Annotated in this window: 14 protein-coding genes; 5 read left to right on the plus strand and 9 right to left on the minus strand. The window is 38.6% G+C overall.

Going from position 1 to position 16,544, the window contains the following annotated elements; all coding sequences use genetic code 11:
* Positions 1–145 precede the first annotated feature (145 nt).
* The 5 genes from OCV99_RS15930 (at position 146) to glgD (ending at position 5,130) form a co-directional block, all read left to right on the plus strand.
* Positions 146–1,294: an NAD(P)-dependent malic enzyme gene (locus tag OCV99_RS15930; protein WP_158371792.1), complete on the plus strand. Its 1,149-nt coding sequence runs from the start codon at positions 146–148 to the stop codon at positions 1,292–1,294.
* On the plus strand, positions 1,294–2,238 hold the full coding sequence (gene mnmL, locus OCV99_RS15935) for a tRNA modification radical SAM protein MnmL/YtqA (protein WP_158371794.1): 945 nt from the start codon (positions 1,294–1,296) through the stop codon (positions 2,236–2,238). The genes OCV99_RS15930 and mnmL overlap by 1 nt, the downstream gene beginning before the upstream one ends.
* Positions 2,213–2,725, plus strand: a complete 513-nt coding sequence (locus tag OCV99_RS15940; protein ID WP_158371796.1) for a DUF4364 family protein — start codon at positions 2,213–2,215, stop codon at positions 2,723–2,725. The genes mnmL and OCV99_RS15940 overlap by 26 nt, the downstream gene beginning before the upstream one ends.
* 148 nt (positions 2,726–2,873) lie before the next feature.
* Positions 2,874–4,013, plus strand: coding sequence for a glucose-1-phosphate adenylyltransferase (locus OCV99_RS15945; protein WP_158371798.1), 1,140 nt, complete (start codon positions 2,874–2,876; stop codon positions 4,011–4,013).
* Between the two features lies 1 nt (position 4,014).
* Complete coding sequence (gene glgD / locus OCV99_RS15950) at positions 4,015–5,130, plus strand: glucose-1-phosphate adenylyltransferase subunit GlgD (RefSeq protein WP_158371800.1); 1,116 nt, start codon at positions 4,015–4,017, stop codon at positions 5,128–5,130.
* Between the two features lie 74 nt (positions 5,131–5,204).
* Here glgD and OCV99_RS15955 read toward each other — a convergent pair whose 3' ends face one another.
* From OCV99_RS15955 to OCV99_RS15995, 9 genes are all read right to left on the minus strand, one after another.
* Positions 5,205–6,248, minus strand: a complete 1,044-nt coding sequence (locus tag OCV99_RS15955) for an FAD:protein FMN transferase (protein WP_262575934.1) — start codon at positions 6,246–6,248, stop codon at positions 5,205–5,207.
* 122 nt (positions 6,249–6,370) lie between these two features.
* Entirely contained in the window at positions 6,371–6,637 is a 267-nt protein-coding gene (locus tag OCV99_RS15960; RefSeq protein ID WP_262575935.1) for a flavodoxin, read from the minus strand.
* A 54-nt stretch (positions 6,638–6,691) separates the two neighbouring features.
* Positions 6,692–8,500 carry a DUF6262 family protein gene (locus tag OCV99_RS15965; protein WP_262575936.1) on the minus strand — a complete coding sequence of 603 codons (1,809 nt, stop codon included), beginning with the start codon at positions 8,498–8,500 and terminating at the stop codon, positions 6,692–6,694.
* Positions 8,501–8,520: 20 nt separating this feature from the next.
* A complete protein-coding gene (locus OCV99_RS15970; protein ID WP_158371802.1) occupies positions 8,521–9,855 on the minus strand; it encodes an RNA-binding domain-containing protein in 1,335 nt (444 codons plus the stop codon).
* A 58-nt stretch (positions 9,856–9,913) separates the two neighbouring features.
* A complete protein-coding gene (locus OCV99_RS15975; RefSeq protein WP_158371804.1) occupies positions 9,914–12,310 on the minus strand; it encodes an AAA family ATPase in 2,397 nt (798 codons plus the stop codon).
* A complete protein-coding gene (locus OCV99_RS15980; protein WP_158371806.1) occupies positions 12,311–13,033 on the minus strand; it encodes an ABC-three component system middle component 1 in 723 nt (240 codons plus the stop codon).
* Positions 13,030–14,499: a hypothetical protein gene (locus tag OCV99_RS15985; protein WP_158371808.1), complete on the minus strand. Its 1,470-nt coding sequence runs from the start codon at positions 14,497–14,499 to the stop codon at positions 13,030–13,032. Before OCV99_RS15985 ends, OCV99_RS15980 begins: the two co-directional genes overlap by 4 nt.
* 301 nt (positions 14,500–14,800) lie before the next feature.
* Positions 14,801–15,271, minus strand: coding sequence for an NADPH-dependent FMN reductase family protein (locus OCV99_RS15990; protein ID WP_158371810.1), 471 nt, complete (start codon positions 15,269–15,271; stop codon positions 14,801–14,803).
* 11 nt (positions 15,272–15,282) lie between these two features.
* A complete protein-coding gene (locus OCV99_RS15995) occupies positions 15,283–16,428 on the minus strand; it encodes an iron-containing alcohol dehydrogenase (RefSeq protein ID WP_158371812.1) in 1,146 nt (381 codons plus the stop codon).
* Positions 16,429–16,544: the final 116 nt, after the last annotated feature.

Below are 16,544 nucleotides of genomic sequence, written 5' to 3' on the forward strand. Positions count from 1 at the left end.
ATATATTTGTATTATACACTATCTTCCAATAATTTCAAAGCATTTTTTCCTTTCCTTTTTCGAAACTTTGTTGAATTGCATCTTTAAGAATGATATGATTATAAACGATGCGAAGATAGTGAATATAAAGAAAAGGTGAATTACAATGACAACGAATGAAAAAGCTCTTAAAATGCATGAAGAATGGAATGGAAAGATAGAAACAACAGCAAAAGCCCGTGTAGCTTCCAGAGAGGATCTGGCGATTGCCTACACTCCCGGTGTTGCTGAGCCATGCAAGGTCATCGCTCAGGATAAGGAAGCTGCATACAAATATACCATGAAATCCAATACCGTAGCGGTTATCTCTGATGGAAGCGCTGTTCTTGGCCTTGGAAATATCGGCGCTCTTGCCGCTATGCCGGTTATGGAAGGAAAGGCTGTATTATTTAAGGAATTTGGCGGTGTCAATGCCGTCCCTATCTGTCTGGATACGCAAGATACAGAGGAAATTATCAAAACGGTGGTTCATATTGCTCCTGCTTTTGGCGGTATTAACCTGGAAGACATCAGTGCTCCTCGTTGTTTCGAGATAGAAGAACGTCTGAAAAAGCTGCTTGACATCCCTGTTTTCCATGATGACCAGCACGGAACTGCCATCGTCGTATTGGCAGGGATCATGAACGCCATGAAGGTAACCGGAAAAGCCAAGGAATCTTCGAAGGTCGTAGTAAATGGAGCCGGTTCCGCGGGCGTAGCTATCACAAAGCTTCTCCTCACCTATGGCTTTAAAGATGTCACCATGTGCGACATCAACGGAATCCTCAGTAAAGATTCTCCGAATCTGAACTGGATGCAGGAAAAAATGGTGGAAGTCACCAACCTGGAGAATAAATCCGGCACTCTTGCCGATGCATTGAAGGGTGCAGATATATTTGTCGGCGTATCCGCTCCTAATATTGTAACAAAAGAAATGGTTGCTTCTATGAATAAAGATGCCATTCTTTTTGCTATGGCGAATCCGGTTCCGGAAATCATGCCGGATCTGGCAAAAGAGGCAGGAGCCAGAGTCGTAGGAACCGGACGGTCCGACTTCCCCAATCAGGTAAATAATGTAGTTGCGTTTCCCGGCATTTTCAAAGGCGCTTTAGAAGGGCGTGCCTCTCAGATTACAGAAGAAATGAAGCTTGCCGCCGCTCATGCCATTGCCGGACTGGTAGCAGAAGAAGATCTGAATGAAAATAATATTCTACCAGAAGCATTCGACCCACGTGTGGCAAAGGTAGTCAGTGAAGCAATTAAGGCACACATCTAATGCGCTGGGGAGAAAAACGCTACTACTCGCTGGATTATTATCTAAAGCAGACTTACGGCGAAAAACTTTACAAAATTGCATTGGACGGCGGTATGACCTGCCCCAACCGGGACGGCCGTCTGGGAACCCGGGGCTGCATTTTCTGCAGTGAAGGCGGCTCCGGTGATTTTGCTTCTGATCGGCATCTCTCCATTACTGCACAGATTGAAAGCGGGAAAAAGCTGGTTGCGAGAAAACACTCCGGCACCGGATACATTGCTTATTTTCAGGCATACACCAATACCTATGCCCCCACCTCTTATTTAAAGGAAATTTTTACAGAAGCTATCCGGCATCCCGACATCCGGATTTTGTCTATTGCCACCAGGCCAGACTGTTTAAACTCTGATGTAATAGAACTTCTTGCAGATCTGAACAAGATAAAGCCTGTATGGGTAGAGTTGGGGCTTCAGACAATCCACGAAGAAACTGCTGCACTGATCCGCCGCGGTTATTCTACAGACGTTTTCGATAAAACCGCGGCCAATCTCCGCCTGGCCGGTATAGAAGTTATCACTCATGTAATACTGGCATTGCCCGGGGAGACCAAAGAGATGATGCTCGACACCATCCACTATTTAAATCAGACGGATATACAGGGAATTAAACTGCAGCTTCTGCATATTCTCAAAAACACTGACCTTGCCGTTTACTATCAGGAACACCCTTTCTGGATTCCTGATATGGAAGAATATTTTGAACTGCTCGGTTCTTGTATTTGTGAATTACGTCCCGATATTGTCATCCATCGTCTCACCGGCGACGGTCCAAAACATCTTTTAATGGAACCTCTCTGGAGCAGAGACAAACGGAAGGTACTGAACCAAATGCAGGCTTATTTTAAACGCCAGGATATCTGGCAGGGAAGGAGTTGTTCTCATGGCAGAACCGTTTACACTTTATAAACTAATCGTGCTTTACATTCTGAACAAAGTGGATTTTCCATTAACCAACTCACAGATTTCAGAATTTATTCTGGATAAAGGATACACGAATTATTTTAAAATCCAGCAGGTTATCGCTGAACTAAAAGAATCAGGCTTCATCCGGGAAGAGGCTGCCCGAAACCGTACCCTCTACCATCTGACCGAGGAAGGTCACGAGACCCTGCAATACTTTAAAAATGACATTTCTCCCGCCATCCAGCAGGATATCGAACAATATTTATCTGAAAAACAATACGAACTGAAAAATGAAGTCTCTGTAAAAGCGGACTACTACCGTAATACAAACATGGAATACTCTGTCCGCTGCCAGGTCATTGAAAGCGGACTGCCTCTGATTGACCTGACAATAACTGTTCCCACCGAAGCCGAGGCAGAAAAAATAGCCGTCAACTGGGAGAAAAAGAACCAGGAAATTTATGCCTATATTATGGCGCATCTGCTATAACTTCCTATTTGTAATATATAAGATTCTTTTTACTTTAATTCAATAAATTTTTTTCGCAATATACCGTATTTTTTGCACAAAATTGTGGAAATAACATCAAAAAAATTGTACAATATATAGTAAGAAATATTGAAAGAGAGGGTTCATTATGAAACAGAACAATATGTTAGCGATGATACTGGCCGGCGGCCGTGGAAGTCGTTTACATGAGCTTACAAACAAAGTGGCAAAACCTGCCGTTTCATATGGTGGAAAGTACCGTATCATTGATTTCCCTATCAGTAACTGTGCAAACAGTGGCATTGATGTTGTGGGCGTCCTTACACAGTACGAATCCATCCTGTTGAACAGCTATGTAGCTGCAGGCGGACGCTGGGGTCTTGATGCAAAAGACAGCGGTGTCTTTGTACTTCCGCCACGCGAAAAAGCAGATGCCAATCTTGATGTTTATCGCGGAACGGCAGATGCAATTTCACAGAATATTGATTTTATCGACAGTTATTCTCCAGAATACCTGCTCGTTCTTTCCGGAGACCACATTTACAAAATGAACTATGCCAAAATGCTTGCTGAACACAAGGCTCAGAAGGCAGATGCAACAATCGCAGTTATTGAAGTTCCAATGAAAGAAGCAAGTCGTTTTGGTATTATGAATACAAACGAAAACGGACGCATTGTTGAATTTGAAGAGAAACCCGCTAATCCAAAGAGCAATCTTGCATCAATGGGTATTTATATTTTTGACTGGAAACTGCTGCGCCGGATGCTTATCGCAGATATGAAAAATCCTGATTCCAGCCACGATTTTGGCAAGGATATCATCCCGACTCTTCTGAATGACGGACGTAACCTGCTTGCATACAAATTTAAGGGATATTGGAAAGATGTGGGAACGATTGATTCCTTATGGGAAGCTAATATGGATCTGCTGGACAAGAATAATGAGCTTAACCTTGACGACTCTACCTGGAAAATCTATACCCAGGATGTTGCCGCACTTCCACAGTATATCGGGCCGGACGCATCCATTAAACGTGCTTTCATCACACAGGGCTGTGTCATCGAAGGCGAGGTAAGTAATTCCGTATTATTTACCGGCGCTAAAGTCAGACCGGGAGCTAAGGTTATTGACAGCGTACTAATGCCCGGAGTTGTTGTAGAAGAAGGTGCTGTTATCAACCGTGCACTGGTTGCAGATAATGTAAAGATTGGAAAGCAGGCCGTAGTGGGCGACGCCAAGAGCGAACACATTGAACTGGTATCAAAGCGTGTAAAGGGGGTAGAATAATATGTCTAAAGCATTTGGTATTGTAAATTTTGCCGGAAACCACATCCGGGTAGAAGGGCTTCAACCTTACCGCCCTATCGGTGCATTCTCCTTCCTTGGAAGATACCGCGTAATTGATTTTCCGATTTCAAATATGACAAATAGCGGAATAGACCATATTCAGGTATATATACGCAGAAAACCGCGTGCCCTGGTAGAACATCTTGGTACAGGACGCCATTATAATATCAATTCAAAAAGCGGAAGATTACATATTCTTTTTGGAGAAAATACTTCTTACGACAGCCTGTACAGCACAGACATTGCTGCTTACATGGACAATATGGAAGCTATTGAGGACGTACGCTATCCATATGTTGTCATCGCTCCAAGCTACATGGTTTACACCATGGATTATGATATGCTTCTTCAGAACCACATAGAATCCGGCGCTGACATCACGCTTCTTTATCATTCAGTAGACAATGCAAAGGACGCCTTTTTTGAATGTAACACCTTGAACTTGAATCGTCAAAAAGGTGTACTGTCGCTGGAGCAGAACCGTGGAAACGCGAAAAACAGGAACATTTTCATGGATACTTATGTGATGAAAAAAGAACTTTTCATCGAATTAATTTATAAAGCAAAGAAAATGTCTTCCATGTACACCCTGGCGGACATCGTAAATATTTCCTGCGAGGATTTGGATGTACGCGGCGTATCCCATCGTGGATTCTTCGCATCAATCACAGACTTCAAGAGCTATTACGATGCAAATATTTCCTTGATAGACCTAAAGGCTGCGCAGAACCTGTTTAGTGATGACTGGCCGATTTACACACGTACAAATGATTCCTGCCCGACACAGTATTTTGAGTCTGCAGATGTAAAAAATTCTATTGTGTCCAATGGCTGCCTTATTGAGGGAACCGTAGAAAATTCTATCATTGGACGTGGATGTATTATCAAAAAAGGAGCTGTTATTAAAAACAGTGTAATCCTGCCGACATCCGTTATCGGCGAAAATGTTCACCTGGAGAACCAGGTTGTAGATAAGCATGCAAGACTGACACATGTAAAAGAACTGATTTCTGATCCGGACAAACCGGGATACGTTCGCCGCGGCGATACATTATAACCAAAAAAGGAGCCTGAGATCCATACTGATTTCTGGCTCCTCATTTATTATAATGATTCGTGTCAATCATCAGTCTATCCTTTTATCACATATGTCTCCATATCTGAAAAACTCTCATTCAGAGTAAAATCGTCCTTAATTCCCTCTGTCAGATAAATCTCGTTTTCATCTGTTACCAGCAGCATCTCAAAACCGCCGTTTTCTTTCCAGTATTCTGTTGCCTCATCAAGCCCCATCACATAAATTGCCGTAGACAAGGAATCGCACAGTTTGCCTTCTTTTGCGATAATGGAAACGGAGGCTAAACCGCTTTCTGCCGGATAGCCAGTGGAAGGATCTATAATATGCCCATATTGCTTCCCATCCTCGCCTATAAAATACCTCTCATAGTTTCCAGAAGTTACCACGGCGCCGTCCTCGCTCTCCAGAATACCCAGGCTGCCTTCCCCAAACGGGTTCTGTATGCCAAGCCGCCACCTGCTGCCATCCGGTTTTCTGCCAACCATCTGGACATTTCCGCCTATATCCAATAGAGCCGAAGTAATTCCCTGCTCTTTTAGTAATTCTGCTACTATGTCGCCCGTATATCCTTTTCCCACCGCGCCGAGATCCAACTGCATCCCGTCCGGCAAGGTTACAAAATTTCCTTCTAAAAGCACTTTTTCATAGTCTACATTTCGTAACAAGTCTGTCAATTCATTCTCAGTAGGTATATAGTATTCTCCACTAATAAAGCCCCACGCGGTAACCACCGGGGAAATGGTCGGATCGAGGAAACCTCCCGTTTGTTCTGCCATATCAATCGCAAATTGCAAAATCTCTGCGGTTTCTTCGCTAACTTCTGTTCGTGCGCCGCCGCTTTGATTCACTTTATAAATATCGCTGTTCTCGTCAGTAGTTGACCAAAGAGCTTCCAGTTCTTTGATTCTATCCTCAGAAATCGTAAGCGCTGCCTCTGCTGACTCTCCATAGGCAGTCAAAGTCATGTATGTACCCATTGCAAACACACCAACCGTATGTTCCTCCTCCGCTTTTCCCTCTGTACCGCACCCTGAGAGCGGCAATACAAGCAAAAGGGAGATTAAACGGACAAAATATTTACTCCTTTTTCTCCACAAGTTTTTTCTCCTCCCGATCAACCTTTGAATTCCCCTGGAAACATAGTGTGCCAGAAAGCTGCCGCGCCATAAAAAACAGCAATAATACTGTCATTGCCATGCCAAGAGCCTGCCTGTTATTATTACTCAGTTGCTAAATTCAGCCCATTTACCCAATTTACAACCTCGTCCTCTGCTTCCGCGACACTGTTTCGGGAAATGGAAAGTCCATCAGTGATTACCGTTGCATCCGGCTGTAAATCAGAAATCGTCTGAACGGTCCTAGAAAAACCGCTGCCACCATGAGTAGTAAAGGGAATAATGGTCTTACCGCTGAAATCATATTCCTCAAGAAAGGTATACAACGGCATAGGAAGGTCTGCGTTCCAGTTCGGATAGTAAAATCTCACATCTAATAAAAAATCCTTATTTTATAGCCATTTTACACAATACACATTTTTTATTTAACTGTCCATCCGTTCTGTCAAACCTCTATTTTTGGACATCTTTTCCAGTTTTTTTGCCAGCTTTAGATTTTCTTTTTTCAATCGTTCGTTTTCTTCCAGCAATCTCTTCAATTCATTCTGATAAATCTCCACCTGTTTCTCCAGACTTTTCTCTCGCACTTCCCGCTTAATCTGCGCCATTTTGCTCTGATCGGCCTTTTCTCGTTCTTCATTCAGCACAGACTTTACTTCCTCATTCTTATAAAAGAATCCTCTGGACAGACCTGTATTTTGCGAAAGTTCAGCCACTGATAATGATTTTCCTTCCGATGCCGTTCTGCGGATTTCTTCAACAGCAAGTGCTATTTTTCTTCTGCTTTCCTGGCGGTTGACTTCATTCATCTTATCGTATTTCGCCATTAATAAATTCCCTCCCAGGTTGTTTTCCATCTTTTCATAATATTCCATGGATTTTTTAGCCAGTTCTTCATCAACCAGTCCAATATTTTTCTTTACAATTTCATCCGTTGAATAGCCCATATAATCACGGATTGTCTGAATCGAAGTACCGTTCCTATAAAATGCTTTACACAATTCTTTCTGATAGCCGTTTCCTTTAAACACATACTCATCTGTCAATATACCGGCCTTTCTGCACGCTTTCATGATTGCATTTTGGAAACCTTCAGCAGTAAACTTCTTACCATCATTTAGAAAAAGCAGATTTTCTATATGTATATGATTTCTATCCGAATATTTCAGGACAAGCCAATGCAGGATGTCAGGAACAGGGATACTTCTGGTAGTATCCGGCACCTTCATCCAGCTATGCTCATCTTTATAATAAAAATCCGCATTTCTTAAAAGGAATAATTGACCTTTTTTAATCCCTGTAAAAAGTAGAATCAGACTCATTATCCGCAGCTGTTCTGGAAATTCCCTGAGATGAACCGTTAACAAATCCAACTTTTGATCTAATTTGTCTATTTCATTTACGGTCGGATAATTCTTCTTATAATACAATGCAATCGGATTAGAAAACTCACTAATGCAACCAGTCACTTGCAGGTAGCGTAAAAATGCCGAAATAACCTGCAGTTTGTTGTTATAACTTTGAGCTTTAATATTTTGCATAGCCAATCGATTAAAATATTCTTTTATAATAGTAGAATCAATATCCAATATGTTCTTCTGAGATTCTTCTAAAAATTTCAGGAAGGCTCTGATATAAGTATGATGAATACAAATGGTTCCCAAATTCAAAGAAGTAACCGTCAAAAGATATTTTAAGTATTTCTGCAAGCCCTGTCGATTTTCAGCACACTCAATATCCAAAAAGGAAAAACTATCGATCGTATTACTGCGGCTATATCTTTCTGGCAAAATATTCAACCGCTCAACAAACCAAACATTGGCTTCCCAATCAATTTCCGTAGACTCCAGAAATAATATTTTCCGGCAAAACAGCATAAATTTCTTTGGGCTTGGACAAATATTGTCATATTCTCTTTTCAACATAGAATAATATTCCTGCTCCTGATCTTGCTCCATTTTCATAATATCTTTTAGACCACTTTTTTCAGCATAACAAAACAGGCACTTTAACGGAAGCAAGTACCTGTTTCGTCTATCTTCTCTGTTTTTTATTGTTCTTACGATTTCATTCAGAAGTATTTCTATCTGTATCTTTATCTTTTCATCAAGATCGTTATCAAAATCCCAGTACAATAATCTCTGGTCAGACTCTTTTTGAAATGATTGGGCCACATTACCTTTAAAATATTCCGGCAGATAGATTTTCTGTTTAAGTGGAACCTTTTTCTTCATATGTCTTGTCAAAGTAAACTTTATTTTTCAATCCATTGTCCTAATTTCCGACCGCCGACACGTTCAATAATGCCCTCTTCCTGCATTGCTTTCATAAGGCGTTTTACTTTTCGTTCAGAACAATCAATCTCCAGCGCAATCTGTTGCTGCGTTGCATGAGGATTTTTCTTTATCGTCAATAATATCTTTTCTTCCAAAGTGCCATTTAAAGTGCCACTTAAAGTGCCATTTTGTTCTTTTGGCACTTTAGCGCTCAATAAAGGCGTAAATTTCACCATAATATCTTCTAAATGAATTTTATATTCAGGCAAAGGAACACCATGCTTTTTGCAAGCTTCACATATCTTCTCTATCCCACGTCCCCATGTTTCTACATATCCTGCCCTGAAAAATCCATTGGCAATATTCGGATTATAAGGTTGCGAACGATGGCGCTCCATCAATGTTTCCACTGTCCAGCCTACCGGAAATACACAGTCATTACTGATATACACTGCATCTTCATGAATCCGAATCTGTATCGGAACTAATGCTGCATAATTAGAATGAATAATCGCATTATATACCGCCTCCCTGACAGCCGCTTTCGGAAGCGGATATGTTTCAATTCTGGTAACATTGTCATAAGATATCATTGCCTTCATATACTTCAGGTAAATCAATTCTATAACCCTGTCTGCCTGTATAAATAATGAACCATGAATCTCGTCCTGATAACGCAGATCAGAGCCTTCTCCAAAATATCCGATTTTGATATACGCACCTGTAACCCATTTCTCCGGATTGCGATGAAACAGAAGAATTGCCGCACGTTTCAGCCTGCCTTGCTCAAAAAGACCAAGGCTGTCCAAAAGCTGTTCATTGCTCATATTCAGATCTTCTTCTGTCATTCGGCCGCTCCGCAAGGCCTCCCGCCTAAAAATATCAAAACTTTCTTTATCCAAATCTTCAACAGTAACACCATCTACCGGAACGGCATCCCATTTATATCCTGTTTTAGACAATAGAAACTCTGTCAAAGCTGCTCCTCTGAGAAGCTGCTTTGTACTGCCGCTCCGATAATGATATTCTCCTTTGTAATTGACCGGATAACTGCTCGGATTGACACAGATTTCAATATACTCTTTCCCATCTTGTGTCAGTAGATTCACATCCACAATAATGCCAAGAATATCCCTCACCTTATTGGGAATATCTTCAAGTAGCTTTTTGCTGTCCGGTACACCAATGACAGTACCATTATCATCGGTGCCAATATATATCTTGCCGCCTTGAGCATTTGCGAAACCACAGATCCATTTCAAATACTCATCGCGCCAAGATTCTTTCCATTCAATGTTTTGGTTTTCTGCCATATTTTTCCTCCATCTCCAAAAGAAATAAATTATCGCCTGAAAACTAGACATAATTCAATTAATTTTGAACATCATAAAGTCTATTATGTACATTAAACATAATAATTTCTTTTCCTATTTTATCAATCTTATACTTGAAATAGCTTGCTATTTTATCCTCGTGCGTAGATAAAATAATCTGCGTCTTAGTAAACTCATTTTTTATAATTTCAACAAATGATGCTATATTTAACTCATCCAATGATTGACAAGGATCATCTATCATAAAAACATCCAAATTAGTTGCTGCTATTTTTTTCAATGCCAGCATCAACGCTATATTAGCTACATTTTTCTGTCCCGTACTAAATTTATTACTTACATCCAGTTTTTTACTAATCTCTTTCTTATCAGTTGTCATCTTAAACTCTGTAAGTGCATTTTCTTTTGAACCTGTAAAACAAAATATGCCAAGACCATTTTGATGTGTTTGTATAAGTTTGCCACTATAAATATATAAAGGAATCTCCAAATATTTCATAATATCATTTAAATATTTCTTTCTTGCCGTTTCCTGGCATTCTAATACTTTATTTAATTTTGCTTCCTTTTCATATAATTTCTTGATTTCAATCAAATTTTCTTCATATAATGCCTTATTAGACGAATATTCTAAAGCATTTTTTTTCTTTTTCAGCCATTGAAGTTGACTAATTTTTTGTTTCAAAGAATCTATCCGTCCATTTTCCCCAGATAAAAGTGCGATCTTTTCTCTATTTTCAGCGTATGCCAATTCATCAATCTCGTATTCTGAGTAGTCTTTCCTATTGGCTGTTGCTTCCATTTTTTGAAGAATTAATTCAATTGATTTCTTTAAATCTGACACCGCCTTTTCATATTCGTCTATGTTTTTATAGTGCTGTCTAAATTCTGTCTTATCTGTGAAAATTGTTAAAGTATCCTCCCCTACTAAATCACTTAATTCATTCAATATCTTCTCTAAGGTATTGATATGAGTTAAATGATCCCCCAGATTTTGTATATCATTATATGCAAAATCATTTTTAACTTCTTCTCCAATCCATTGCGTTATTTGCTCTGTTATTTTCATTATTTCCGTTTTCCAAGATTCAGCCTGTTCCTCTAGTACAGTATCTAGAACTTTTTGTGTCTCTATAAAAATATTATCAGCCTGACGAACTGCCTGCCCAAAAGAAATATTTCCCCCCTCAAAGTTGCTACCGCATAAAGGACAATGCTCATTAAAAATATCTCCGATGATTTCTTCTTTCCCCTTAAAAATATTTCTGAACGCCCCTATCTGTTGATACAAACGTTGTTTATCATCCAGATTGTTAAGATACTTTTGATGTTCTTGTCTAATTTGGTGGATTTTTGAACTAAAATCTTTACCCAAATATTTTTCATTCAAATCTAACGTCCATATCGAATCTTCTTCTGTCAATTTTTTCAGGTAATGCTTTTTAGCAAAGGAATTTGTGTATGCATTTCTTTTATCTAGTTCATAAAGAGTTAAAATATAAAATTTATAAATTGATTCACTATTATGTAATTGCTCTATCAAATCAAGTTTTCTCTTATGCTCATATTTAGAGGAATGACTTACTATTTCCAATACTCGCCTTGCTTTTTCTTCATATTCGCGAAAAGGCTCTGACTCTTCATATCTTTCTCTGTCCCAGAAATAATCCAATTTAGGATATACTTGTGGACAAACTGGTTCCTCCCCCTGAACCTCCTCAACTCCAACATTGACTTTCTGTATCAAACTTTTTATTTCATTTTGCAAAGATGATATATTTTGTTGAACTAAATCTCTCCTCTGTTTAACCTGTAAAAAATATTTATCAGTCTCCATATCTATAAGATTATTCAAAAAATTAACTCGTTCTTTATCAGATTTAAGAACTATATCACTCTCATGTTCCTGCTGAATATAGTTTCTATTAATCCAATCCAAGATATTCTTTTCTCCAATCCTATCCTCAATATCTTTTCTTGTTTTCTTTTCACATTTTCCCATCATAAAATCTTGAAAAGAAAATTTTCCTTCTGCAAAATATAACTGAAAATCAGCCGCTTCTTTTTCCGTCTTTTTGGCCGTACCGGGTACGCCTTCCTTTGTATATCTAATAAATGTAAAGCACTCACCCACTTTATCTATAAATTCTATTGCAACAAAACAAGGCTTCGATAAATCGTTAATTATAATATGCTCCACACTCTTCTTTCTTCCATCTACATATTCTCCTGGATCTATAATTCCTGACAGCAAAAAATAAATCGCTTGGAAAATAGAAGTTTTTCCATAACCATTAGGACCCGATAGAATCATAGACTGTATATTATTATCTCCATTACTAAAGTCAATAGTTACATAGGGCTTTTCCGTTTTTTCTTCATATACAAATGGTTTAAAATTGCATATATACAACTTGTTAATATAGTATTCCATCTATTTTTTCTCCTTGATTAACGCTGCCACTTTTTTGTCTATACTTTTCTGTTCTCTTTCGGACAATATAATATCAGATTCTATATTTTCTAATTCCCCTGTTTCTAATTTCTCCGCTAGTCCCTTACTAATATCATTTAATTCTTTCTCAATGTAATCTAAAATTGTTTTATCGGTAGTTCTTAAATCAGTTAAATTTAAAAAAGGAAGTTTAACAAAAATTCTGCTCAGGCAATCATATCCTTTGTCTTCCGAGTTTTTAAACTTGCTAAAATTACTATAACTTTCAATAATACTGTTTATATTGGAAGTAGAATAATCACTTTCACATAGTTTCTCTAATTCCTCTTTTTCTTCAGCTGTATACCACATTACATATTTTCTACAAAAATATTTATTTTCTTCTATAAACAACACACGTTTTCTCTGATTCCACGACAACTCAGCCTCAATTGATGTAAGCAAAACTAATACCCAATTTGATTTATAATTCTTACTTATTTCTACATTTTTTTCTGATTCTAAACAAATTTCTAAAATTTCATCTAAAATGTTTTTACTTAGGTTTCCTTCTACTACAAAATACATTTCATCAAATTTGTTTATATAAATTTTCTTTAATGCTACTTTCCCACTCACATCTTCGATCTGATTCTCAAGTTCCGATTGTTTCATAAGCGTAAAACCATTATTGCGAAAAATTTGATCTATTATATTTATCATATTTCTACTTCCTCATAATCTATAAATACTGTCTTTCTTATTTCATTAAATGTAGGCAATCTCTTTTCTTCCTCATCTATCCCCACTTTTAAAATACTAAGATCTTTCTCTGATAAGCAATAGTTATATTTCTGTGTCAGGATACCTTTATAATCTCTATATATCTTTGAATGCTCCCAATAATTGTTCAATATACCCTTTAAATTATTCTCATCACGTCGATTAGTCCCTCCTGTTAGAGCTGATAAAGCATACTGATGACTCAATGCCAAAATATCATTACTTTCTAAATTGATTTGATGCTTAAAATATTCCATTATATCTATTATCAAATCATGTTTAATATCAGATATTTTATTTTTAAGAGATTCATCTGCTTTTCCCGGCGAAAATAATGCATACTCTAAATTGATATTATCAATAATCTTTCGCATATCCCACTTTTTAATCGTAGCTAATATACAATACGAACATTTTTTTCCTTTGTCATTACATTTTGAACAAATTGTGTCATCGATATCCTCAAGCAACTTTTCTCTTTCTCTATATAATGTAGCCATCCAAAAAGATATCGCATTTTCCTCATCTAAGAAAACTTTACTAATGTCTGCAAATTTGTATTCAAAATTTTCTTGTTTTTTTTTGCTCTCCAAACTCATCATTTTCTGATATATATCTGCATACAGGTTATTTAATATATCTTGTTCCGTAAGTAAGGTATTTCTTTCTGTAACATACGAAAATAATGAATTTATTTCTATTTTACATCTGTCATCCAACCCTTGATTTGTGATTTTCTGAAATTCAAAACAATTTTTAAATTTTTCAAAATCCGTGTCCTTATAAGTCAACTTATCCTTTAATGGTTGTAAATAATTTTTACATATACTTTCACGTTCGACCTTTGTCGTATATTTTTGATCATCCTTTTCCAACCGCTTTCTTAAATATGCTCGGACTTCCTTACATGATGAATACTTATTATTTAAATTCAAATTCTTTTTCCAATAATCCTCTTCTCTATAATGACTTTCTAGTAAAGCAATTTGTTTCAACCATTTTTCTTTTATATGTACTTTGTAGCATTGATCGAACTCATCTCTGGTCAATGACAAATCCCCTAATTTCGTCTCGTCATATGCTAGTACCCACTTTGCTTCTTTATCAAAAAGCTTAAATTGGATAATAAAATTATTTAAAACCTCTTTACGGTTCTCATCAGTCAATGTCTTTTTAACCTGATAGATTTCTTTTATTTCATTATTTTCAAATAAAATAAAATCCTCTATCCATTCTATTTTCATTTTCAATGTATCTGCTTCAACACTGTGGCCAGCATATTGGAATTTCTTGACCAATTCTTCCAGAAAACGTAGTAATGCCACCATGCCCTGATAATGATATCCTTGCCAACTTGATATAGCATTTCTCCGTTCATTGTATAGTGCTTCAAATCCATTATCCATTTGTTACTATATTTCCCCTTTGTAATTTCAAAATATAACATTATCATCGTCTCAAATTTACTTTAATTATATCCCACAACTACAAAATTTTCCATTACTATTACTGGAAAAATAGCTATTCACACAAACCACTAAGATTTCTCTGGTGTGATCGTGCATTCTACCCAACAAAAAAACTGGCATATGGAGTTCCTTTTCTCCTTGCCAGTCATTATATATTTCCCACTTACTGCATACACATTTTTTCCTATGCTTTGTGTATTGTGTGGCTATATTCAGTTGTATTTTAACGTGGTAGACGCTATACACAGCTAAAAGCTTGCTCCATTTTAGGATAACCTAAGAAAATCACATCGTAACTGCCTGGGTTTTCAATCTGTGCCGCAAGCTTTGGTCTGGCATTATCAGCCTTCTCATTGTAGGCAAATTCCAGAAGACGTTCGTGGGTTGTAGGGTAATCCTGCTCTGTTTCAATAGGGAACAGATCGCCGCCCGTCTCACGCTGAATAATCTGGGCAATATACTCGTTATTCCCCAAGACCTCACCGTTCACTGCTACGCGGCTCGCACCGGCCACGGTATCCACGCCATCCGTTTCCATAACGGAGAAATATGTGATCAAAACATTTTCACCATTCGCATCTATCTCCACAGTTTCTGGTTCCGTTGTTTCCGGTTCTTCTGCGGAAGGGTTGCTGCTGCCACAGGCCGACAATACAAAACTGAGAGTCAATGCCAACACAACTAATAAAAGATTTTTTCTTATTTTCATCATATTACTCCTTACATACATTCCATCAGAATCTGATAGATTTCTTCCCGGTCAAGCTCGCGTGGATTACATTTGATAATGTTGCAGGTATCCGCTACCTGCCGCAGTACCTCCGGTGTAATCTCTACTGTGGACTTCAACTGGCTCATTTTCGTGGGTAGTCCGCATTCTCTGATGAAATCCTCCAGGGCATCCACACCAGCCTCTGCGCTGTCCACTCTAAATACCTCTTTTGCAAACCGGGTAAATTTCTCCGGTGCATCTTTCACAATGTGACGGTAATAGACAGGATGGATCACCGCAAGTCCCTGCCCATGATTGCAGTCTGTATAGGCTCCAAGCTGGTGCTCAATCTGATGTGCCTGAAAATCCGTCAGGCGGCCGCATTTCAAAATCCCGTTTTCTGCCATAGCCGAATCCCACATCAGATTGCTTCGGGCCTGCTTATCGTTGATGTTTTTCAGCAAGTGGCGCATATTTACAACCGTATTGCGCATGATTGCCAATGCCACATCATCTGACACATTATCCTCATCGGAAGTGCCGAAATAAGTTTCCATCGCATGGCTCAGGGTATCGAAAGCCCCGGAAAGCACTTGCATGGGCGGCACCGACATTGTATATGCCGGATCAAGAACAGCAAAGGAAGCTGCGGTTCCAAAAACCGGTCCTTTCCATTTTTTCTCCTCATAAGTAATGACCGCACCTGCGTTCATTTCCGCGCCGGTACCGGAAGCCGTTACGACCGCACCCATGGGAATCCCGGCTGTTGGGAATTTTCCTTTCCCGTACTCCATGTTCCAAATATCTTCATCCAGCACAGCCTGCGCAGAAATTACCTTACAGCAGTCAATCACGCTGCCGCCGCCTACTGCCAGAATAAAGTCCACGCCACGCTCACGGGCCAGCGCCGCTCCTTCCTGCACTTTGGTATAGGTAGGATTCGACATAATCCCTGAAAAATCCACTACTTTTTTGCCCGCCTGTGTAAGCAGAGCTTTCATTTCATCATAAACACCGTTCTTTTTTACGGAGCCGCCGCCATAAGCCAGCATCACCGTTTCACCAACCTCACCAAGCTCCGCGCCGAAAGCCTGCATGGCGCTCCCTTCTCCAAAATAAACTCCTGTGGGATAAGAAAATGTAAATTTGTTCATCGTAAATACCTCCTATGCTTTTAAGGTAGTGTCAAAAACTACCTGTTTTTTTGTACTAAAATCTAATAAAAACCTTGATTTTTAGGGAAATCTGCAATAAAAAGAGCATTGACCTC

It is taken from the genome of Dorea acetigenes, assembly GCF_025567385.1.
GTDB lineage: Bacteria > Bacillota > Clostridia > Lachnospirales > Lachnospiraceae > Claveliimonas > Claveliimonas acetigenes.